This window comes from Paraflavitalea devenefica (genome assembly GCF_011759375.1).
Classification (GTDB): Bacteria; Bacteroidota; Bacteroidia; order Chitinophagales; family Chitinophagaceae; genus Paraflavitalea; species Paraflavitalea devenefica.
Map to the genome: position 1 here is coordinate 1,108,321 of NZ_JAARML010000001.1, position 22,638 is coordinate 1,130,958.

The following is a 22,638-nucleotide window of genomic DNA, read 5'->3' on the forward strand; positions in this document are numbered from 1 at the left end:
TGTTAGTTATACCATGGGCCATTTAAAGGTGGACTGTAAAGGTATTTTCTTTCCCCCGGCTGCAGACGCCCGGGCCGCTTCAATAATTTCCAGCACATGCAAGGCATGTTCGGCAGCAATGCGGGGTTCTATATTGGTGGACAGTGCTTCTGCCACTACCGAAGCGCCCTGTTGCCATACATAAGTACCAGGATCGGGCACATGCCGCTTTGGTGGTTCGGTGAATGATTCGGCCAGGTCAACACCAAAGGGCGCCCAGTCATAACCCACCAGGCCCATATTGCCCTTAGTACCCCAGATGGTAATGGTAGGTTTGTCCTGTCCCTTGCCTTCGTGCCCATACGGATCAAAGTAGTTAAAGCCACATTGTACATGCGATAAAGTGCCCTGGCCATGGTCCATGATCACCATCGCATTGTCTTCTGCTTCCACTTTTATTTTGCCTTTGTTGTCAACGGTACGTTCGGGGGTGATAATACTTGTCATCGCCACTACCGACCGGGCAGGGCCCAGCAAACCGGTAAGGGTGGCAAGGTTATACACACCAAGATCGGGCAGGCTGCCGCCGCCTTTTTCATAGAAGAAGGCCGACCAAGTAGGCCCCAGGTGTCCATAATGGGCATGCGCCGCTGCTACTTTGCCCAGTCTGCCATCCTGTATGGCTTTGGACATGAAAGCAAATTGCGGACTGTTTACTACCGCAGGAGCACCCCAGATGCGCAGCTTTTTGCTTTGCGCCAGGTCGAACAAGGCCTTTCCTTCTTTATAGGTATTGGCCATGGGCTTTTCGCTCCATACATGTTTGCCCGCATCCAACGCCTGTTTATTAAGGCGGCCATGTTCCTGCATATCGGTTAGGTTCACCATCAGGTCGAACGGAGCGCCGGCCAATAGTTTATCTATATGCGGGTAATGGTTGGGCACTTTAAATTCTGTAGCCCTGTCAATTGCCCGCTGCGGAATAATATCGCAGGTACTTACCAGTTCCACATAGGGCGATTTGGACAGGTGCGGCAGGTATTGTCCGGATACACTGCCGCAGCCAATGACTGCTATTTTGATTTTCTTTTGTGGATGCGTGAGCGCAAATCCTTCCAGGGAAGAAAGCAGCAGCCCCACACCGGCCATCGCCGTGCGCTGCAAAAATTCAAGGCGGGAAAGATTGTGGGCCATATAATTTGTTTGTCTTTATTGTAAATGCGGGCTTTCAAACCCTAATTTTTTCAATCCTGTTTTTACTTCCGGGCAGCTCATAAACAGTTTCCACAAGAGGCCCGTACGATGGTTTTCCATCATCACTACAATGGGGCCCTGGTCAATGGCCAGGTAGCGGGGCAGGTACCAATTGTCGGTTTCGCTGAAAGCATCATAAAAACCATAAGGGCCCCATACTTTGTCTTTCATATCATAGTACCAATGCTTCATGGCTGCCATGGATTGTTCGGGCGTATAGGGGAAAGAAGAAAGGGCAGCCGTAGGCGATATCACACCCAGGTCATTCTTCGCATCGGGCGCGTGGGCCGCATAGCCTTTCACGGAATAACTGGCGGTCAGTCCCCAGTTGTTGGGGCCATACCCTTTGTATTTTTTAGGATTGGTTACGCACCATTGGTAGTTAATGAGCGCCTGGTTTTTGGTTTCTTCCCCGTAATCGGCATAACGGTCTTTCAGTCCGCGCGGATCGAGGCCGAGGTAAGAATAATGCGCCCAGAATAAAGGGCCTCCGTTGGGCGGGTTGCCCTGGTGGCGAAGGTGCAACTGGTAGGGAAAGGAAGTATCTCCTGTTCCTGTTTTAATGGGCGGATCGGCTTTGATCTTTCCATTTTCGGCCCATCCTTCATGGTATACTTCGGCTGGTATACCATGTGTGGGAGAGGATGCTGCCAGTACATACATGATGAGGCATTCATTGTAACCATGTACGGGGAAGTTCATGATCCATTTATAATTGGGACTCCAGTGCCAGTACAATACATTCTTACCATTCCGGTACCAGTTGAAGTCAACCTCTTTCCAGAGTTTATCAATCCTGGCCACCAGTTGCTTTTCTGCTTCCTCTTCCTTGTTGAAGTATTGACGCACGCACAGCAATCCCTGCAGCATGAAGGAGGTTTCTACGAGATCACCTCCGTTGTCTTTTTCTCCAAAGGGTTGCACCTTACCTGTTTCCCCATTGATCCAGTGCGACCAGGCGCCATGGAAGCGATCGGCTGTTTCCAGGAAGCGAACGATCTTTTCCAGCCGTTCCCTTCCCTGTTGCCGGGTAATAAATCCTCTTTCAATACCTACGAGGATGGCCATAACGCCGAAGCCGCTTCCTCCGCTTGTTACAATGTGCTTGTCATTCTGCGGGTATATGTTGTCTGCATGAAACCGTTCCCTGCCCATGCCGCTGGTAGGCTCGGCGCCATCCCAGAAGTACTGGAAAGTTTGTTCCTGCACCAGGCGGAACAAGGCGGTGTCGGGTAAAGGCGCTTCGGCCTGTTTGGCCGTATCCCTTTTACCGTCCGCAGGTTTACTTTCCCCGGAAGCGCATGCCGCATATAAGGTAATGGGGAGAACAATTAACAGGATGCCGTTTTTCATTCGACTTATTTTATTATAGTTAAGCAGGTGTATAGCTGATCTTTATTTCATTGTTTTTGGATGACATTTTATTGTTATTCTACAGGTGGGGGCTCTGGAAGCCAAGGTTTTTCATGCCTGTTTTTATTTCAGGGCAACTCATGAATAAATCCCATAACAAAGCGCTGCGATGGTTCTCGATCATAACAATAATGGGTCCCTGGTCGATGGCGAGGAAAGAGTCGGCAAACCAAAGGTCCTTTAAAGAAAAGGCGTCTACAAAACCATAATCTTTCCATATTTTATCGCCGAGTTTATAGTAAAAGAATTTCAGAGCCTGCATGGATTCTACAGGTGTATAGGGGAAGGATGACAATGCTGCTGTAGGTGCAATTACCCCTTTATCATTGTTAGGAGAACTGGCGGCGTAGCCGTTGGGAATGTCGCTGGCAGTAAGTCCCCAGCAGGAATCGCTATAGCCAAAGTAGTTTTGCGGGTTGGTCTTGCAATAGTTGTAGTTGATGAGGGTATGATTTTTATTCTGTGTCCAATAGTTGGCCCATGCATCGGTAAGATCAACAGGATTGATACCCAGGAAAGAATAGTGGGCAAAAAATAACGGACCGCCATACGCGGGCCCCAGGGGCAATTGAATATTATAATAAGTATTGTTGTTCCGGAAAGCGCCATTGTTGGCCCAGCCATTGTCATATACCGCTTTGGGTATGGCGTAGCTGGTTGAGGAGGCAGCGAGCGCATAGGTAATGAGGCATTCATTCCAGCCGCGTATGGGCATGTTCATATCCCAGTTGTAGTTGGGACTCCAGTGCCAGTATAACACGTTTTCATTGTTCTTCCGGAACCAGCTCCATTCTACCCTGTTCCAGATGGTGTTGATGTCATTGCGCAACGTTGTTTCGGCTGCATCGGCTGCGCTGAAGTATTGGCGGGCGCACAATAAGCCTTGTATGAGGTAGGATGTTTCAACCAGGTCGGCGCCATCATCTTTGGTACTGAAAGGTACCGCAGCGCCGGTAGCGCCATTGAGCCAGTGGGGATAGGCGCCATGAAACACGGTCGCATTGTTTTTGAGAAAGCCTGTTATTTTTTGCAGGCGGGCCAGCCCCTCAGCGCGGGTAATGAAGTTGCGGTGAATACCCGTTAGGATGGCCATAATGCCAAAGCCGGATCCGCCGGAGGTAACAACGTCACCCGAAGCATTCCGTTCCCTGGCGAGGCCGCTTACCGGATGACCAAAATCCCAGAAGTATTTAAAGGTTTGTTGCTGCACTTTGGTGAGCAGCTCTTCATCGGTGATGCGGGGGAATTTGTCAGCCGCATCAATAGCTGTAATAAGATTTATTCCAACAGCGGTTATCAGGCTACCGCCGCTGGTAGATTTTAATTGGGCGGAAACAGCTACTGTGTATTTTTTGAGATTATTGAAAGGCTGGGCAGGTTGCAGCACAATTACACTATCTGATTTTTCATACGAAATAGTATAGTTAACAACAGTCCCGGTACTTTCTTTGATCGAAATACTAGCTGTAACACTATTACGGTTGATGGCTGCCGGAAAATTAAATTTTATGGTGGGGTTGGTAATTACACCATAATAATTGGTAAGGCCTGGCATACTGTTTACAGTCCATGAGGAAATATTGAAGTTGACCGGGGCCGGCGGCGGAGGCGTTACAGGGTCGGACGATTTTTTTCCGCAATTAAAAAACACAAGGGTTATGAGTAAACAAGTGGTTATGGTACGAATGCTGATCATCATTTGCGCAAACAATATTTAGAAGAATAATTTTTAGTGCTCAGATCAATAAAACCAGGGGTTGTTCCGGTCAATAACATTGGCAGGGTGAATATATGCGCCAGGCATACAGGAGCTGAACTTACTTCGGCTCCTGTTTCCTGATGCATCTTTATAAATAAGAACCCTATTGTTTGTTTTTAAAGAGTGTATTTACTTCTGCCGCAGGTAAAGCAGTATTGTAAAACCTGAATTGGTCCAAAGAGCCTTTCCAGGTAGAAGACAGCCAATCATCGGTATCAAAGCTATTCAGGGGGCCGGCTCCTATCCTGAACTCACTGATCTTTGAATCGTCAATGTTGATGTCGCCATGAGGACCCGATGCAGGAACCCATTTAGGCACAATACTATTAGCAACGCCATCCACATATAAAGTCATTCCGCTGGTGGCGGCATCATAGACCAGGGCTATGTGGTGCCAGGTGTCATCCAATAAGCCGGCAATCATATTACCGCCTTCCCAGGTAAACCAATTATCGCCCATATTCTTATCAACAATAACAAATTTTACCGCACAGGCTGCATTGTTGCCTTCAAATAAAAGGAACACGTTACCGCCTGACCAATGCCCGTTACTGGATTTAAAGCTAAAGGGGTATTCCGGTCCATTGGTGCCGGTATTGTTTTTTGTTTGCCCGTTTCTTTTCTCCCAAAAAGAGATGGTGAAGCTTTTTGAAAGGGCTGCCCAGTCATTGGGCTTGGGGTATTTTACAAACTTTTTACTCTCACCGCTTAATGCTTTCCCACTTATGCCATCCGTGCTGGTCAAAGGATTATCAGCAGGAAATGTGGCCTTAATACTATCCACTGCATTCATCAACTTGTCGGCAGAAGTTCCATCAAAAGCTGTATAGAATTTTAACGGGCCTCCCGGAGGGTTCGCATCTTTCGGGTATTCACCCAAACCAGGCCGCCCCATTTTCTGACAAGAAGATATTGCTATAATGAATACAAGAGAAAGTATAGCATAAGCTATCTTATTATATTCTCGTTTCATTGTCTTAAGTTTTAATAATGTTAGTGTTAAACGATTCACAGCATGAACAATCATGCAATAAGGGCTTATTAATAATCAGGATTTTGTACCAATACACCTCCGCTCTTATCTATATCCGCCTGTAAGAATGGATAATACCTGTTTCTTGGTTGATAGCCTAAAGGTCCCAATACCGCATCAGCTTCGCCCCAACGAACAAGGTCATAAAAACGTTCATTTTCCAGGGCAAATTCTATTCTTCTTTCGTGATGAATAGCAGTACGTAAGGTTGCCTGGTCGGTGGTTGTTACTTTAGGCAGCACAGCGGCATTACCGCCCCTGGCCCTGGCCCTTACCTGTTCAAGATAATCTAAGGCCTTAGTCGTATTGGTGGTACCACCCAGTTCATTGGCCGCTTCAGCCGCCATTAACAGCACGTCGGCATAACGCAGCAACCGGATGTTAAGCCAATAGCCGAAACGGTCGCCGGTAGCTCTCCGGCGAGCCGGATCAGTATATACTTTTTTATTCCAATTTGGTTGAATAGCGGCAAGCGATGCAGGAACTCCTTCCGGACCTCCTGAAGCAAGTATGGTTGCCGTTTTCCTCGGATCGCCGGGTTCATAAGCATTGATGAGATTGGTGGTGGGCACATTGAAGCCCCAGCCGAGGTCCCAGTCGCCGCTTCCACGTACACCCTGCACCTGGTTGTAATCATTTCCATATTTCACTGAACCATTCGTATTTTCATACATCTGCACCTCGAAAATAGATTCACTGGTGTTTTCTCCGTCTTCTGTGAAGAACTCAGCATACGAGTCAAGGAGTGCATACTGTTTGGAATTGATCACCTCTTCACATTTCGCCAATGCCGTGCCCCAATCGTTGCGATACAACTTTGTTTTTGCAATCAGCGTGTTAGCCGTACCTTTTGTCACCCGGCCAATGAATTGAGCGTCCCATGATACCGGCAAATTCGCTGCTGCGAATTGCAGGTCCGCATCAATTAGCAGATATACTGAATCAACGGATTTTTTGCGCACATTTGCCTGCGAAGTTTCATAGACCTTAAAATCTATTACAGGTACTGCACCATAGTCGCGCACCAGGTCGAAATAAGCCCATGCTCTCATGAACTTCGCTTCTCCCATGTTGGCCATACTGGCCGCATCAGTGAGCTTCAGGGAGTCAATTTTATGAATAACATTGTTGCAAAGTGCAATAAAGCTATAATGGCCATTCCAATAATCAGCCGCCACGTTTCCATCACTTATTTTATCATATTTGAATTCATCAAATCTTGTTCCGTTTGGTTTTGAATCATCCGGTGTACTTCCTTTCATGGCATCGTCTGACCGGATGCTCTTAAACCAGATGGTAGGCCAGTTGGTCATGCCGCCCGTTGTACGCAATGATCCATACAGTCCAAACACCTCTCCTTCCACGCCTCCCTGCACAATGTCATCTTCTGTACCGGTTCCAAGCGGTTTTCTATCCAGGAACTTACTACACCCGCCGATACCTACCAGCACCAGTACCAGTGCAAAAAGAAATAGTATGACCTTATATTGTTTCATATAAAAATGTTTTAATCATTATCAGAATGTAACATTAAAGCCTGCAGAGTAAACAGCAGGTACCGGATAAGAACCATCATCTACGCCAAAACGAATAGCTGACCCACCAAATTCGGGTGTGAAACCTGAATTATTTTTGAACGTTACTAAGTTTTGAGCATTGATGAAGACCCGTAAAGCTTTAATATTTACTCCTGCCAATGTAGAGGGTTTGAAATTGTAGCCGAGCTGGATATTCCGTATCCTTAAATAGCTACCGTCTTCAATCATGTAATTAGAGTTTTGCAGGTTAATGCTATGCCCTGTAGGCGCCGGTTCCCAATTGGAAGTACCTTCCCCTGTCCAACGGCCCAGACGGTCTGACCGATAATTGAAGGGTGCAAAAGTGCTTCCATTTCCCCATGCCCTGAAGATCTCATTCCCATATACGCCCTGGAAGTCAACACCCAGATCAAAACCTTTGTAATCGGCACCCAGCGAAAAGCCATAGATAAAATCAGGTGTCGGGTTACCGATCTGTACACGGTCCTTATCATCAATTACACCATCATTATTCTGGTCTTTGAACTTCAGGTCACCAGGTCCATAATCGCCCAAAGAAGAAGCCACGGGCGACTTTAATTTATCAGCATAAGACTGATATATCCCCTCTACTTCATAGCCATAGAAATACCCGATAGGATATCCTTCCGTAGTTCTGGAAGCCCCGTCAATGATCTCAAACCCTGGTTTATACAGTGATTTAACTTTGTTGTTAAGGGTGGTAATATTGCCGCTAATAGTATATCCGACCTTGTTATACAGTTTGTCGCTCCAGGATGCGGATGCTTCTATGCCGTTGTTTTGCACCTCTCCTGCATTGGTGATGCCAGGTTTAGTTCCCCCAATACCCGGGAATATGGTCAATAAATTCTTGGTCAGCTTATTAAAATAATTTGCCTCCACGCGCAGCCTGTTCTTCAGTGTTGTAAATTCAACGCCGCCTTCTATCGAAGTAACCGTTTCCCATTTTAAATTCGGGTCAGCTAAATAGGCCGGCGTATAAGCAGGGATCAGGTTACCTCCAAATACAGCAGTCGCACCGCTTATTAATTGCGGATAAAATGGATAATGTACATCCACATATTGGTTCCCCAATACGCCCCAGGAAGCTTTTACTTTCAGGTAGTCGAATATCTTCTGGTCCGCCATGAAATCTTCGCGGCTCATTTCCCAGGCAGCTCCTACAGCAATAAAGTTCTGGTACCTGTTATCTGGAGAGATCTCTGAAGAACCGTCCCTGCGGAAAGAAGCATTCAGCATGTACTTTCCCTTATAGTTATACAGCGCCCTGAATAACATGGACACGGTGGCCTGCTCCCATTGCAGGGGTTTTGGATTGCCAAATATGTCATCACCAGGAGATATGCCTGAAACCCTGGAAGCGGCGTCGCCAAAGAAGTTATCCAGGTACCAGAACCGCTTGTCATAAGGTATGGGCGTTCCATTGGCTGGCTGCTTTACCCGGCCATTTGTTTCCGAATAGCTGCTAAAGTAGGTGGTGAAACCTCCCATGGCTGTTAAAGAATGATCACCAAAATTCTTTTTGAAGGTCAGCAGGTATTCCTGCTGGTATTTGGAAAACTTATTTTCCTTTTGATATACTTCTGACTGCGTAAATCCGGCGTAAGGAGCCACAGAGGTATCTTCTGCACCGTATACATTGATGATAGGCGTGTATTTCCGCTGATCATTAAAGCCGAGGTCGCCATAGAAAGTAGCCCTGAATGTTAAATAACGCAGGAAGTTTATTTCAGCAAAAACACTTCCGATCGCCCTGTATTCCCTGGAAATATCGGTGTATTTATAAGCATCTATCAGCAGGGGATTCCCGATCTGAGGGCCGCCGATCTCATTGGGCAACTTGTTATAAACACCGTACTCTGTATTAAACGGCTCTACAATCGGCGTTGCATTAACGGCTGCCGAATAATCATGCAGTTGAGGCAGGCTTGCCCTGTAACCATTTAAACTAAATCCAACTTTGATCGCTTTTGATATTCTTAGTTCGTCGCTTATGTTCAACAGGATCTTATCCAGCTTTTCGTATTTGATCAATCCCTCTTCCCGGATATAACCGATGCCCATGTAAAACTTATTCTTCTCTGTACCGCTGCTGATGCTGAGGTTATTGGAGGTGATGATGGGATTATCTTTTGAGATCAGGTCAATCCAGTCTGAGTTGCCGGTAAACCTATCATAATAAGCGAAAGGCGCCGTTCCCTGTAAAGACCGCTGCTCATTAAAGAGTGTTTTAAATCCATTGGCATCTGTAAGCTCAATCTTATCTACTATTTTCTTGAAGCCTATAGAAGAGTTAAGATTAATAGTAGTTACACCGGTCTTTGCCTTTTTGGTAGTAACGATGATCACACCATTGGCACCGCGGACCCCAAAGATGGCCAGGGAGGAAGGGTCTTTTAAAACTTCTATGGATTCTATGTCGGAAGGATTAATAAAGTTGATATTATCATTCAACAGTCCATCTACCACATACAGCGGTTTTGTTTGAAAGCGGCTGATGGTACCCCGTATCCTTATATCCGGCTCTTGTCCGGGCCTGCCATTGTTTACCACAGAAAGACCCGACACCTTACCCTGCAGGGAGGCTACGGGGTTGGTATTGGGCTTATCGGCCACTTCTTTACCCGCTACTTTAACAATAGAACCGGCGAGGTCTCTTTTACTGGCAGTACCATAACCAATGACCACTACCTGTTCCAACTGGGCATTGGATGATTTCAACTCTACATTGATCACCGTTTGTCCCGCGACCGCAATTTCCTGGGAAATATATCCCACAGCAGAGAAAATAAGGGTGGCATTGTCGGGCACGGTGATGGAGAAGGCCCCGGTAGCATCAGTAGAGGTGCCTGCATTACTGCCTTTCACCCGTACCGACGCACCTGCTATGGCAGTACCGGTAGAGTCGGTAACGCGACCGGTAACCTGGGCGGGCAATATGACGGTGTTCATCTGTTTCAACACTACGAGGTTGGTGTTCAGTACCTCATAGGTTAAAGAGGTATTTTGTAGTATCCTGTTTATCACGGATAAAACCTCTTCGTTGACAGCAGTAATAGTTACTTTCTGATCTGAGGGGAGCAGACTTTGATTGTATAGAAAACGATAGCTGGTCTTTTTTTCAATGGCCGACAGTACTTTTTTAATGTCGGCAGATTGCATGTTTAGGGTGACCCGGGATTGGGAATAAACACCGGCTGACACATGCAGGCAACTGACCAGGAGAATGGCAACCGTTAATTTCATGATAAATGCAAGCTTTAAAAGGTTAGGCTCCCCGAAGAAATCGGGAAAAGTCCTTATTTTTTTCATACTTTAAGCATTGAAAAGGGTTATTAAATGGTACCTGCAACTTTCCGAGGGTTGTTAGCATACCGAGACTTTTTTCAATCACAAACGGGATTCCGCGCCAACGGAGTCCTGTTTGCTTTTATGCAGTTTTCTTATGTACTGTTGATCGGGAGCATTGGCAGCGTTGTTTTTCGTTAGTAATTGTTATCGGGATATGATAATTGTTTTGCCCTGAAATGTATAATTGAATGTATTGGCGTTGACAGTAGCGGTTATTTTGAGCGCCCGCATCGCATCTTCTATCGTTTCGCTCTCAAATGCCCCGGTAAAGCGCATCGTGGCCGTTTTCTCTTCTTTAAAAATGATGGACACGCCATACCAGCGTTCCATTTTCAGCGCGAGGTCTTTGAAAGCTTCATCTTCAAATACCAGCTTATTATCGAGCCAGGAAGTTTCTACAATGGAGCTATCCTCTTTCTGATAGGTCAGGTGCTTTATAGCCACCAGGGGTTCCAGGCTTGCTTTTTGTGAGCGGGGGCCATTGCTCACAGACAGGAAAGTATCCCTGTTGGCGACTACTATTTTTTCATTGGGTTTGAGGATGATCTTTTCCAATGGCCTGTCTTTCAGCGATACTTCAATACTACCATGAATGAGGGCGGCTTCGGTGGCCTTGTCATTGGGATATGACTTCACATTAAACCGTGTGCCGAGTACTTTTACATCCATTTTTTCCGTGTGAATGATGAAAGGTTTCTTTTCGTTCCTCACTACATCAAAGTATCCCTCACCGGTGAGCGTTACTTCACGCCTGGAGCCGTTAAATTCTTTATCATAGGTAAGTTTGCTGCCGGCATTGAGCCATACATGGGTGCCATCAGGCAGTTGCACGCGGGTCCTGGAGCCCTGCCGGGTGATGATCTCACTGGGCGGGCTTTTTTCGGCCAAGGCAGTCATTTTTGTGGACGCAGGAGACTTCCACCAATAAAAAAAACATGCCACAGCGATCATGGTTACGCCTGCCGCTGCTAACAGCACGGACCGGCGCCTGGAAGGTTTACGCGATCCTTCCAGTAATAAGGCATTATCATCCGGCGCCTGACCGATCGGGATACCCATTTCCTGCATACGGGCAATATGTTGCCGGTAACTGGTATCCAGGGATGCCTGGTCCTGTGACTGCGCCTGATATTGCCACAGGTCGGCAATGGTCTGGATAGAGACATGTAAGTCAGGATGGGTACGTAATAGCTGTTCCAGTTCCCCCAATTCTTCTTCAGAGGCTTCGCCCGCGAGTTTCCGCGCCATCAATTCCCAAATTCGTTCAGTAGACATAAGGCGGTTGGTTGCTTGTCGGTTTTTTAGTTGTTATCTAATTAAGGAGCCGGGATTTGGGAGAATCCCCTAAAAGGCGGGGAAAAAAAATTTAAGCGGGATAAGTTTGGCAGGGAACACCCCGAACGGGAGGGAAGGCGGGCACCCCGGTGGGCGGGGGTATGTCACAGTATGCTCAACGAAGTGCCTGGGAATGGTCAGGGAATGGTCTAAGAGTGGTCAGGGAATGGTACAGCCTTAGTACTATCTTGGAGCTATTCCAGAACTATCTCAGCGCTATCTCAGACCATTCTCTGAGCATTCAACTACCTTATGTGCCGGCTTTCCTCCGACTATGCACCGAGGTAAAGGCGCACTTACTAAGGGTTGGCAGGTGAGAGGATGACCATTAAGATCAGAAGCGGATGACCTTTTTCAGGTTCACATTGATGGCTTTGCCAATTTTCTGGAGGGCTATGGCGAGTTGGTTATCAATGGTTTTGACAGAAATGCCGAGGATTTCGGCCACTTCCTTGTACCGGAGGCCGTCTTCCTTGATGAGTTTAAACACCAGTTTACAGCGGGGGGGCAGGTGGCTGATGGCCTGTTCCACGCGGGCCATCATTTCGGCGGTCATCATGAGCTGTTCGGGATTGTTGTACTGGCTTTCGAGCTCTACATGGAGCTCGTCAATGGTGATGGCTACCTGTTTTTGCTGTTTAAGCAGGTATTTGAGGGCTGCATTTTTGGTGCTTATATAGAGGTATACTTTCAGGTTATTGATCTCTTCGAGGGTGGCCCGCCGCTGCCAGATGCTGATAAAGACGTCGGAGACGATTTCCTCGGCCATTTCATTGGAATGGCAAAAGGTATTGGCAAACCGGAGCAGGGGTTTATAAAACAGGCAGAACAGCTCTTTATAAGCAGCTTCGTCGTCGTAGAGGGCTATACGACGCTGGATTTCCCTGATGTATGCAAGCTTAGACATAGCAACCGCTATTTAAAGACTACCTGTTTCGCAGTATCGCTGCCTACACAAGGTAAATCAAAAAATAAAGCAGATTTCTTCCCCATAGTTACTGAATTTCTCTAATTTTGCCACTCGCCGGAAATACCGGTTATTGCAGGATAGTTCTTTTATTCATAATATTTGCCTCGTAAGAGGAGGGCCCTTAGCTCAGTCGGTTAGAGCACCTGACTCATAATCAGGGGGTCGTTGGTTCGATACCAACAGGGCCCACACTGCTACAAAGCCCATGGCATATGCTATGGGCATTTTTTTAACCTTAACCTTTCATTAACCACTGGTAGGATACATTTGACCAATTATTTATTCTCGGTATGAAAAAAATCCTGACGCTTTTTATTGCCCTGGCCTCTATGACTGCTGTTATGGCCCAGGACTCCACAACTACTGCCGCGCCCGCCAAAAAGAAGAAAAGGGACTGGAGTAAAGTGAGCCTTTCCAACCGGCCAAACGACCATTTTATGCTGCAGTTGGGATACAATGGCTGGTCACAAATACCAGATACGATCAATACAAAAGGTCTTTCCCGCAGCTTCAACATGTATTTCATGTTCGACCTGCCCTTTAAGACCGATCCCCGCTTCAGCGTAGGTATTGGCGCTGGTATAGGCTCTGACAATATGTATTTGGACAAGATGGAGATTGATATTACCGGCCGAAGGGCCAATGAGCTTGGCTTCAGGGACATGTCGGATACCAACCATTTTAAGAAGTATAAACTGAACACGACTTTCCTGGAAGCACCGGTTGAGCTGCGTTTTGTTGCCAATCCTGAAAATTCGAACAGAAGCTGGAAGATTGCCATTGGCGGTAAGGTGGGCACACTGCTGAGCGCTCATGTGAAAGGGAAGACTTTACAGAGCAGCAGCGGCAATACCATCAACGCTTATACGATGAAAGAGAAATCCAAGCGCTATTTCAACGGTACCCGCCTGAGTGTTACCGGCCGGATAGGCTATGGCGCCCTGGGCCTCTATGGCAGCTACCAGGTGAATGCCTTTGTAAAAGAGGGTTATGGCCCCGATGTTCGGCCTTTCCAGATTGGCCTGACCTTGAGCGGATTGTAAAAGCGCCGGAAAACCGGAAGATTTCGCTGCACACACATAACTTAATATATTTAAAGGGAACAGTGAAAGCTGTTTCCTTTTTTGTTTTCAGGACAAGTCGCCAGCCATTATAATGGCTATTTTTGCACACAAATATTTTAATCGTTGCTAGAGAACAAGAACATTATTCAGAAAGAGGAGAAAGCAGTATTGGCCGGACTGGTCTATAAAACCCAGACGGAAGAACAGGTGAAAGAGTACCTGGAAGAGCTGGCCTTCCTGGCCGAAACAGCCGGCGCCACGGCTGTTAAACGCTATATACAGAAGCTGCCCCATCCCGACAGCAAGACTTTCCTCGGAAAAGGGAAACTGGAAGAGATCAAGAATTTTGTTACCGGGCGTGATATTAACCTGATCATTTTTGATGATGAGCTTACGGGCTCGCAAATCACGAATATTGAAAAGGCACTCGGCATTAAGGTGATTGACCGGTCGGACCTGATCCTGGACATTTTTGCCCGCCGGGCCAAAACAGCCCAGGCGAAAACACAGGTGGAACTGGCGCAATACCAATACCTGCTGCCCCGCCTGAAAGGGATGTGGAAACACCTGGAGCGTCTTGGTGGTGGTATTGGTACCAGGGGACCCGGTGAAACGGAAATTGAAACGGACCGCCGGATCGTAAAGGACAAGATCGCCCTGCTGCGGAGGCGGCTGAGCGAAATAGACAAACAGGCTTTTGTACAGCGCAAAGACCGGGGAGAGTTCATACGGGTATCTCTGGTGGGGTATACGAATGTGGGCAAGTCGACCATTATGAACCTGCTCAGCAAGAGCGATGTATTTGCCGAAAATAAATTGTTTGCCACCCTCGAAACGACCACCCGCAAGGTGGTGTTTGAAACCACGCCCTTTCTGCTGAGTGATACGGTTGGCTTTATCCGTAAACTGCCGCACCACCTGGTGGAAAGCTTTAAAAGCACCCTGGATGAGGTGCGCGAAGCAGATATCCTGCTGCATGTGGTGGATATTTCCCATCCTCAATACGAAGACCAGATCGGCGTTGTAAATTCTACCTTACAGGAGCTGGGCGCTTATGATAAACCGGTGATCACCATTTTCAATAAGATGGACCTGTATGAGAAAAATACTTTTGATCCCTGGCTGGAAGATGAGGTGAAGGTAGAGATCGTTAAGGAACTAAAAGAGCGTTGGGAAAATACCCTGCAGGGCAATTGTGTTTTCATTTCGGCACTGGAGAGAAGAAACATGGAAGAGCTGCGGACCACGATCCTGAACAAGGTGAAGGAATTGTACCAGATAAGGTACCCTTATAAGACTACGTATTTATGATTCATACCTGAGCATGGTGGAGAAAAAATACAACTGGCATAAAATTGCGGAGAGTGAGGCGGAACTGGTGATGAGTGATCATCATATTGCCGTAGCAGAAGTGAAAGGAAAAAAGATCTGCATCGGCAAACATCAGCAGGAATGGTTTGGCTTTGCCTATAAATGTCCACATGCAGGTGGTATTTTAGCAGATGGCTATATTGATGCAGCGGGCAATGTGGTATGCCCGCTGCACCGTTATAAATTCAGTCTGAAGAACGGCCGCAATACCAGCGGTGAAGGATATTATCTCAAAACATATCCCATTGAACAGCGCGAAGATGGTTTGTTTATCGGTCTCCCCGATCAGGGCTTGTTCAATCTGTGGTGAGTTCTGTGCTACATTAACCCAGCGTTACCTTATTGCTATCTTTCCTCATTACCAACGGCCTTTAACTGCACCTTAATTTACCGGTGACATTCTGTTAATACATATACCTGATTTTTGAAGTGCTCATCACAAAAACAGGTCTATGAGTTTCTGGGAGATCCTTGAGGCTATTGATAAAAACGTTTTCACCTTTATAAACGTTGCCGCATCCGCACCCTGGCTCGACGGATTTATGAAATTGCTTCGCAATGCTCCTGTCTGGATACCACTCTATGCTTTTATGGTTTATTGGGTGATACGATTTGGCAGGCCTTACGCCTGGCAATTCATATTGTTAACCATTATCACTTTCGCCTTTAATGATTTCGTGAGCGCCAAGGTGCTGAAACCGTGGATTGAGCGGCCAAGACCTTGTTATGACGCTGAGTTGTCATTGGTGATGCGTAACCTGGTAGGTTGCGGAGGGCGGTATGGGTTTCCTTCTTCACATGCAGCCAATCATTTTGGACTGGCTATGTTCTGGTTTTATAGTATTCAGCTCATCCGTGGTCAACGATGGCATTGGTTATGGGGATGGGCCTTTATGATCGGCTATGCACAGGTGTATGTAGGCAAGCATTATCCTTTGGATATTGTGGGAGGCGCTGTTATGGGCATCATCAGCGGGGGACTGCTGGCCAGGTTGTTCCAGGTGTGGTGTTTTCCGCAAAGCTTTACTACCTTCCGTTTCCAATCTAATCAATGATGATGGCGAACCTCCCGGCGCTCCCCGCACTTGAAAAAAAGTGGTTATCCTTTTTTATTGCACTGGCAGTATTGGTGAACTTCAGCGGCCTCTTTGTAACAATCATGGCGCCCGATGCGGCAATCTATGCTGCTATTTCAAAGAACATGCTGTTACGCAATAATTACTGGGAGCTCTTTTTAGAGGGTAATGACTGGCTCGACAAACCGCACTTTCCCTTTTGGGTCACCGCCCTGTTCTTTAAAGTCTTTGGTGTTCATACCTGGTCATACAAATTGCCCGGCATTTTATTCGTCATGCTAGGCGCCTGGTATACCTGGCGTTTTGCCCGTGAACAATTCAATGAGACGATCGCCTGGTGGTCGGTTTTTATTTTTCTCACCGCCGAACATATTATTCTCTCCAATAATGATGTGCGGGCCGAGCCCTTCTTATCGGGCCTGATCATGGCGGCCATTTATCATTTTTATAAGGCAACAGTACCCAAAGGATTCGGGCACCTGGTGGCAGGAAGCTTTTTTGCCGCCTGTGCGGCGATGACCAAGGGGCCATTTACGCTGATCCCAATCGGCGGAGCTGTCATCGTGCACCTGGTACTTTGCAAGCAATGGAAACAACTCTTTCACCTAAAGTGGGTTGCTGCTGTTATCCTGACCTTCATTTTTCTATTCCCGGAATTGTATAGCCTCTGGTATCAGTTTGATGCGCATCCGGAGAAGGTGGTATTTGGACAGACCGGCGTTTCGGGTATCCGATTCTTTTTCTGGGACAGCCAGTTTGGCCGGTTCATGAATACAGGCCCCATTAAAGGTAGCGGTGATGTTTTTTTCTTTGTGCACACCTTACTGTGGGCTTTTCTGCCCTGGTCGTTACTGATGTATTATGCTCTATTCCGGAAGATAAAAACTACCTGGAAAAAAGACCCACAGCAACCGGTGGAGTTTTATACGCTGGGAGGCAGCTTGCTGCTGCTGCTTATCTTTTCTTTCTCAAGGTTCCAGTTGCCACATTATGCCAATATTATTTTCCCTTTACTGGCTATCATTACGGCCCAATACCTGCCGGTGTTACCAACAAAGGCAATTCGCTTCTTTACCATTACGCAGTACATCATACTGGTGGTATCGGTATTGTTGATGATCGCCTTGCAGGTATTTTACCAGCCGGCCATGCCTTTTTGGGGATTGGCAGTTGTTATTGTCGTTTTACCGGGGCTCTTGTTTTTCCTTCCACGTTGGCTTCACACAACCAAGTTTAAGCTGCTGTTGTATCGTTGCGGATTGGGCATTATCATTTTGAACCTCTACCTGAATTGGTTTTTCTATCCTGATCTTTTACATTACCAAGCCAGCAGTGAAGCTGCTTTTTACCTGAATAAAAACTTCCCCGACAGTGCTGTAGTAAGCCTCGATCCACTTCCCAGTGCTTTGGAATTTTATGTACACAATTCTTTTATCAAGAAAGATACGGCTACTGTTAAGGCTTCGTCGCCCCGTACGCAGCATGGCTTGTGGTATCTGTCGCAACAGGACCTGACGCTGTTACAACAGCATAATTATCGTTATGAAATTCTTAAAGCGTGGGATTATTTCCACGTAACCCGTCTCACCCTGTCATTCATTAATAAAAATACGCGAACCCGGGAACTGAGGAAACAATACCTGATCAGGGTATTGCCTTACTGAAGCTCCTTTTTCCGTAAGGTATTGACGCAGGCGGGCGCTCACCCACGCTGGTTGTATACCTGTGATACAGGGTCTGTCGGTGCAACTTGTTTTCCGGTGATTGGCCGCGCTGACGCAGGGGGAACAGGGTAAGCCCAGGTAAAAGGGTTCTGCATTACCCAGCGGACCGTACAGGGCAGGCGTTTCAGGGCCAAACAATACAAATATCTTTAAGGGTGTTACCGAAGCGAAATGCGCAGGGCCTGAATCATTGGTAAGCATACAAGTACTGAGGGTATACAAGGGAACCAGTTCTTCAAACAGGAAGATGCCGGCTGAATTGACACACTTTTCATGACCCACCTTATTTACTACCTGTTGCACATATTCTTTTTCAGCTGCCGCGCCGGTAGCAATGATCAATACGTTGTGAAAGCTGGCCAGCAGTTCGCGCGCCGCCGCTGCAAAATTTTCCTGCGGCCACCTTCTCTGCGGTAACAGATCAGAGGCATTGGCATTTAATAAAACAATGGCTTCTCCATTCCAGGCAGGGTACAAGTTCCTGATCTTTTCCTGCACGGCCGTAAGCGCCTTGCTTTCAACTGCCGCCTGTGTGAGCTTTAATTCATCTTTGGATACCGGTGGTGTAGCGTAAGGAGTTGAATAGCGGTCTAATGCCTTATTGACCAGCGAAACAAAATTAACTGCTATGTGCACATGTGCATTGTACCGCACCGGCCTGTTGATAAGGTTGGCCCTGTATAACCCTTCATCGTGATAGCTGGCAAAGCCAATGCGGTGGAGGGCGCCACTAAAAAAGCTCAGCAGTGCTGTAAAACGGGAAAATAGCTCCAGGTCAATAACGGTTGTTATTTTCTTTGCACGGCACCAGGCAATAAAACGGATAATATCTTTGAGAAGTGTGTAGAAATTACCGGGGTCCATCGTAAAAATATTACCGGCCGGTATGGTGTTGAGGATGTTGAGGCTTTTGACATTATTCTTAAAAATAACAAAGTAGAGTTCCGCCTCCCCTTCCTGCTGCAATTTGCGCATGGCAGGATCTACAATGACTGCACTGCCCATTTCGGATAATTCGATGAACAAGACCCTGCGGATATCAGGCTTACCCCGCCGGGGCCTCCGCAAGAGATCAGTGATCCAAACAAAGGGACTGATTATAAAACATAAGGGGATGCCTGCCCTTATGTCAATGATTCGCATGGTATCTATCTTCATAGAAACATTCTGTTAATCAAGCAGCAGTTCCCAAAGCACAAAATTAGTACGCCTGATTGCCGGGGAGCGGGCAGGTAGATTATAAGATTATTATCTTATGATAGATGATACGATGTGTTATTAAAGAATTGTTAACGATGGGCTACGTTCTCTTTGTCTATTTCCATTTTGATCATCGGCGCTACATGGTAGTAGGCCGCTATGGATTCATTGATCATGGGCAGCACGTCCTGTAGTTTTTTTTGTGTGCGGGCATTGTTTTCGATAGCCGCCATTTTTGCATGCAGGTCTTTCACCCGGATAATGCCCAGACTGCTTTTGAGCTTATGGGCTAATTCGTAGACAGCCTCCCAATCTTCCTTGATGGATAATTGTTTTAGCTCTTCCAGTCCCGAAGGCACGGTGTTTTCAAAGACCCTGTATATTTCACCGATGACTTTGGAATCATTTATTTGCAGCAACATGGAAATGTCAAAGACAGGATGATCCGCTTCAGCCGTAATGACAGCCTGCTGGTCATCCACTGCTTCTTTCCTGCTCAGGAGGTATTTTTCCAGGCAACGCTGCAGTTCTTCCGGTGCAAAGGGCTTGGCTACATAATCGTTGGCGCCGATTTGCAGGCAACGTTGTTTTTCATTGCGCAATACACTGGCCGTTAACACGACGATGGGTACTGTTAGTTTTAGTTGCCGGCGGATATAATCGGTAGCCTGGAAGCCATCCATCAAAGGCATGTGGAGGTCCATAAGGACGAGGTGGGTGGTATTTTTCTTCAGCCACTGAATAGCCTCTTTCCCATTGCCCACTACCGATACGGTAAGATTGTATTGCTGCAGGTTGTATTCCAATACCCGTTGATTCACTTCATTGTCTTCCACAATGAGCACATGCTTGCCGGTGTAATCCTCCCGTGTATGCGACTCTGCTGCCGGTTTTTCCCCTCCGTGCACGACCTCTTTTTCCGTGCTGATACCAAAGGGAAGTGAAATGGAAAAAGTGGTGCCCACGCCGGGCTTGCTGGTAACATGTACGCTGCCACGTTGTAATTCCACCAGCCGTTTGGTAATCGCCAGGCCAAGGCCCGTACCGCCGAAGCGACGGGTGGTATCGGAGGATGCCTGCGAGAAACTTTCAAAGATGAGCGGTAGCTGTTTTTCATCTATACCAATACCTGAGTCGCTTACCTGGAAACAAAGAACTACCCGCCGGGGGGCTTGCTCCTGTACGTTTATTTCGAGTGTTACATATCCATGTTCCGTAAACTTGATGGCATTGCTGAGCAGGTTGGTTAAGATCTGGCTCAACCGGTGCGGATCACCGGTGAGGTGATGCGGCACTGCCGGATGCAGGAGCGTGGAAAAGCTGAGCTTTTTTTCCGATGCCTTAATCCTGAAGGCGGTATTGAGTGTTTTTATGATCTCTTCCAGGTGGAACGGTATTTTTTCAATACTGATCTTTCCGGCTTTGATCTTAGACAGGTCGAGGATATCATTGATGAGCACGAGCAGGTTGTCGGACGACTGTTTGATCATTTGTACGTACTCCTGCTGGTGCTGCTGTAAAGGGGTTTGCATCAGGAGGCTGGTCATGCCAATAATGCCATTCATGGGGGTGCGTATCTCATGGCTCATATTGGCCAGGAATTGCTCCTGCAGGGCTTCGGCCGTCTCTGCTTTTTGCCGGGCAGCAATCATGTCCTGCCGCGATTTCACCATTTCTGTAATGTCTTTCATGAATCCGCTCACCCCCAGCAACTGGTTGTCCTGGTCAAAGAGCGGGAACTTGATGGTCAGCAGGTGATGGTCGCCATCGGGCAGGTGCAATACATCTTCCAGTTCTACCGGCTTACGGGTTTCAATCACTTGCCGGTCGGCGGCGATGTATCGCTCCGTAGAGCTTTCCTTTCCATCTATATCGGCTACTGTTTTACCAATGACCATCTCATCGGTAAGGCCGAATATCTGCCGGAACTGGCGATTGACGAGCAGGTAGCGGCCCTGCAGGTCTTTTACATAAATAATGAGCGGAGCGTTATCGAGGATGGCCTGTATGCGGTATTGGTATTCTTTCTGTTCTTCTTCTATTTTTTGCAATTTCTGCCGCACCAACTCCTGCTCCGTCACATCTTTCACCACACACTGAAAGCCCTGTACCCGGCCGTCTTTGTCGAGCAATATAACGTCCTGCTCCACCCAGCGGGTACCATTGTTTTTAAATTGTATGGGGAAAATGAGGGTGGTTTCACGTATACGGTTGACAAACTGTTGCCGGTATTTCTCTGCCACCTTCGGGATCCAATCGGGTGGTATCAGCACAGAGAAATGCTTGCCCAGCAATTCTTCAGGGGAGTATCCCGTCAACGCTTTTACCTGCTGACTGATAAAGGTAAAATTGCCCTGGATATCGGCTGTATAGGTAATGACACCGGCATTTTCCACAAACTGGCGATACCTGGTCTCGCTCTTTTGCAGCTCTTCCTCTGCTTTGCGGCGCAGCAGGATGTCGCGGTTGAGGCGAACGAGCAGGATGATGATGAATACGAGCACCATGAGTGCGCCGATGATGGCTGTTTGTACAGATTGATGGCCTGCCTCCTGGTTGCGGACGATGCTGGCGCCGAGTAGTTTCTGTTGATCGGCTTTCATTTGTTCCAGCACGACGGAGATCCTGTCCATTATGTTTTTGCCTTTGAGGCTGGCGGTGAGCTGCATGGCGCTGTCGTAGGAGACTTTGCGTGCATGGACGATCAGTTGCTGGAATTGTTCTTTTTCATGGAGTAGTTGCCTGAGTTGCTGTAGCCGGACCACCTGTTGGGGATTATCGGCCAGGAGCCGGCTGGCCTGTTCCAGGCTGGAGCGTATGATTTTGTTGTAATTGGGCAGGTGGGCGATGAACACGTAATCGCCGGTGATGGTATACCCCCTGACGGCGGATTCTTTGGAGGTGATGAGGATCTGTACACTGTCCAGTGCTTTGATGACATCATTGTTGTGGGAGAGCCACTGCTGGGAGTCGCGGGCGCGGAGGCGGTCCTTCCAGGCAGACCAAATAAAGAATGCTACCCCCGCGAGGACGATGGAGAGCACAAACAGTATTGGCCTGTATGTCTTCATGGATATATTGTGTGTCAGAGGTTATGTTAAGCTATAGGAAAGGTATTAAATAAAAACTTACTGTAATCTGTTTTTGAGAAGGTTAGGGAAAAATACTTAGGCCGAAAGGGGCGAATGCCCTGCAATAATTAATGCTAAAAAATTTCTATAATGGGTGCGATGAAAAGTAAAATTCCCTATTTTTGCAACCCCTTAGGGAAGATGAACAGGAAGGGAGCTAAACTCCTGACAGTCATCCCCGGAGCGGGCGCCAGCCAGGGCGAAAATAAGCTGGCAAAGACATATTCCTCCTTAGCTCAGTTGGTTAGAGCATCTGACTGTTAATCAGAGGGTCGCTGGTTCAAGTCCAGCAGGGGGAGCAACTGATAATCAGCAAGTTTAGAGGCTACCGAAAGGTAGCCTTTTAATTTTCAAACACTTCGGGGAAGAACGTTGTAAATAGCATTATGGGCATCGCTCTGGGCTATAAATTGCCAAAT

The 22,638-nt window shown here is 47.2% G+C and carries 15 protein-coding genes and 2 tRNA genes; 7 read left to right on the forward strand and 10 right to left on the reverse strand.

Translation table 11 applies throughout. The features are described 5' to 3' along the window. Nucleotides 1–6: 6 nt before the first annotated feature. The 8 genes from HB364_RS04445 to HB364_RS04480 form a co-directional block, all read right to left on the reverse strand. Complete coding sequence (locus tag HB364_RS04445; protein ID WP_167286679.1) at nt 7–1,173, reverse strand: Gfo/Idh/MocA family protein; 1,167 nt, start codon at nt 1,171–1,173, stop codon at nt 7–9. A gap of 15 nt (nt 1,174–1,188) precedes the next feature. After that, a complete protein-coding gene (locus HB364_RS04450) occupies nt 1,189–2,586 on the reverse strand; it encodes a glucoamylase family protein (protein ID WP_167286680.1) in 1,398 nt (465 codons plus the stop codon). Nucleotides 2,587–2,665: 79 nt separating this feature from the next. Continuing rightward, nucleotides 2,666–4,345: a glucoamylase family protein gene (locus tag HB364_RS04455; protein ID WP_246228312.1), complete on the reverse strand. Its 1,680-nt coding sequence runs from the start codon at nt 4,343–4,345 to the stop codon at nt 2,666–2,668. 163 nt (nt 4,346–4,508) lie between these two features. Next, on the reverse strand, nt 4,509–5,378 hold the full coding sequence (locus HB364_RS04460; RefSeq protein ID WP_167286681.1) for a LamG domain-containing protein: 870 nt from the start codon (nt 5,376–5,378) through the stop codon (nt 4,509–4,511). 68 nt (nt 5,379–5,446) lie between these two features. Next, entirely contained in the window at nt 5,447–6,934 is a 1,488-nt protein-coding gene (locus HB364_RS04465) for a RagB/SusD family nutrient uptake outer membrane protein (RefSeq protein ID WP_167286682.1), read from the reverse strand. Nucleotides 6,935–6,955: 21 nt separating this feature from the next. Next, nucleotides 6,956–10,243 (reverse strand): TonB-dependent receptor, encoded by a 3,288-nt coding sequence (locus tag HB364_RS04470; protein ID WP_208419846.1) that lies wholly within the window; start codon nt 10,241–10,243, stop codon nt 6,956–6,958. 249 nt (nt 10,244–10,492) lie between these two features. After that, nucleotides 10,493–11,623 (reverse strand): FecR family protein, encoded by a 1,131-nt coding sequence (locus tag HB364_RS04475; RefSeq protein ID WP_167286683.1) that lies wholly within the window; start codon nt 11,621–11,623, stop codon nt 10,493–10,495. A 394-nt stretch (nt 11,624–12,017) separates the two neighbouring features. Beyond that, entirely contained in the window at nt 12,018–12,590 is a 573-nt protein-coding gene (locus HB364_RS04480; protein WP_167286684.1) for an RNA polymerase sigma-70 factor, read from the reverse strand. A gap of 178 nt (nt 12,591–12,768) precedes the next feature. Between HB364_RS04480 and HB364_RS04485 the strand changes: the two genes are divergently transcribed. The 6 genes from HB364_RS04485 (at nt 12,769) to HB364_RS04510 (ending at nt 17,828) form a co-directional block, all read left to right on the forward strand. Next, nucleotides 12,769–12,842, forward strand: a tRNA-Ile gene (locus tag HB364_RS04485). 101 nt (nt 12,843–12,943) lie between these two features. After that, a complete protein-coding gene (locus HB364_RS04490; RefSeq protein WP_167286685.1) occupies nt 12,944–13,696 on the forward strand; it encodes an outer membrane beta-barrel protein in 753 nt (250 codons plus the stop codon). Nucleotides 13,697–13,840: 144 nt separating this feature from the next. Beyond that, nucleotides 13,841–15,028, forward strand: a complete 1,188-nt coding sequence (gene hflX, locus HB364_RS04495) for a GTPase HflX (protein ID WP_167286686.1) — start codon at nt 13,841–13,843, stop codon at nt 15,026–15,028. Nucleotides 15,029–15,041: 13 nt separating this feature from the next. Further along, complete coding sequence (locus HB364_RS04500) at nt 15,042–15,398, forward strand: Rieske (2Fe-2S) protein (RefSeq protein ID WP_167286687.1); 357 nt, start codon at nt 15,042–15,044, stop codon at nt 15,396–15,398. 142 nt (nt 15,399–15,540) lie between these two features. Beyond that, nucleotides 15,541–16,143, forward strand: a complete 603-nt coding sequence (locus HB364_RS04505; RefSeq protein ID WP_167286688.1) for a phosphatase PAP2 family protein — start codon at nt 15,541–15,543, stop codon at nt 16,141–16,143. Between the two features lie 2 nt (nt 16,144–16,145). Next, complete coding sequence (locus HB364_RS04510; RefSeq protein ID WP_167286689.1) at nt 16,146–17,828, forward strand: ArnT family glycosyltransferase; 1,683 nt, start codon at nt 16,146–16,148, stop codon at nt 17,826–17,828. On the opposite strand, the gene HB364_RS04515 is transcribed toward HB364_RS04510, so the two are convergent. Together HB364_RS04515 and HB364_RS04520 are read right to left on the reverse strand one after the other, a co-directional pair. After that, nucleotides 17,757–18,914, reverse strand: a complete 1,158-nt coding sequence (locus tag HB364_RS04515) for a glycosyltransferase family 9 protein (protein ID WP_208419847.1) — start codon at nt 18,912–18,914, stop codon at nt 17,757–17,759. The two genes, HB364_RS04510 and HB364_RS04515, sit on opposite strands and share 72 nt — an antisense overlap. A 263-nt stretch (nt 18,915–19,177) precedes the next feature. Beyond that, complete coding sequence (locus HB364_RS04520) at nt 19,178–22,159, reverse strand: PAS domain S-box protein (protein WP_167286691.1); 2,982 nt, start codon at nt 22,157–22,159, stop codon at nt 19,178–19,180. Between the two features lie 285 nt (nt 22,160–22,444). On the opposite strand from HB364_RS04520, the gene HB364_RS04525 reads away from it, so the two are divergent. Then, nucleotides 22,445–22,518, forward strand: a tRNA-Asn gene (locus tag HB364_RS04525). The last annotated feature ends 120 nt before the right edge of the window (nt 22,519–22,638 follow it).

Coding starts and splice junctions, on each gene's coding strand:
- HB364_RS04475 (WP_167286683.1), bottom strand. CDS start 11,623: ATGTCTACTGAACGAATTTGGGAATTGATGGCGCGGAAACTCGCGGGC.
- HB364_RS04460 (WP_167286681.1), bottom strand. CDS start 5,378: ATGAAACGAGAATATAATAAGATAGCTTATGCTATACTTTCTCTTGTA.
- HB364_RS04445 (WP_167286679.1), bottom strand. CDS start 1,173: ATGGCCCACAATCTTTCCCGCCTTGAATTTTTGCAGCGCACGGCGATG.
- HB364_RS04490 (WP_167286685.1), top strand. CDS start 12,944: ATGAAAAAAATCCTGACGCTTTTTATTGCCCTGGCCTCTATGACTGCT.
- HB364_RS04455 (WP_246228312.1), bottom strand. CDS start 4,345: ATGATGATCAGCATTCGTACCATAACCACTTGTTTACTCATAACCCTT.
- HB364_RS04450 (WP_167286680.1), bottom strand. CDS start 2,586: ATGAAAAACGGCATCCTGTTAATTGTTCTCCCCATTACCTTATATGCG.
- HB364_RS04470 (WP_208419846.1), bottom strand. CDS start 10,243: ATGAAATTAACGGTTGCCATTCTCCTGGTCAGTTGCCTGCATGTGTCA.
- HB364_RS04505 (WP_167286688.1), top strand. CDS start 15,541: ATGAGTTTCTGGGAGATCCTTGAGGCTATTGATAAAAACGTTTTCACC.
- HB364_RS04510 (WP_167286689.1), top strand. CDS start 16,146: ATGGCGAACCTCCCGGCGCTCCCCGCACTTGAAAAAAAGTGGTTATCC.
- HB364_RS04465 (WP_167286682.1), bottom strand. CDS start 6,934: ATGAAACAATATAAGGTCATACTATTTCTTTTTGCACTGGTACTGGTG.
- HB364_RS04520 (WP_167286691.1), bottom strand. CDS start 22,159: ATGAAGACATACAGGCCAATACTGTTTGTGCTCTCCATCGTCCTCGCG.
- HB364_RS04500 (WP_167286687.1), top strand. CDS start 15,042: ATGGTGGAGAAAAAATACAACTGGCATAAAATTGCGGAGAGTGAGGCG.
- HB364_RS04480 (WP_167286684.1), bottom strand. CDS start 12,590: ATGTCTAAGCTTGCATACATCAGGGAAATCCAGCGTCGTATAGCCCTC.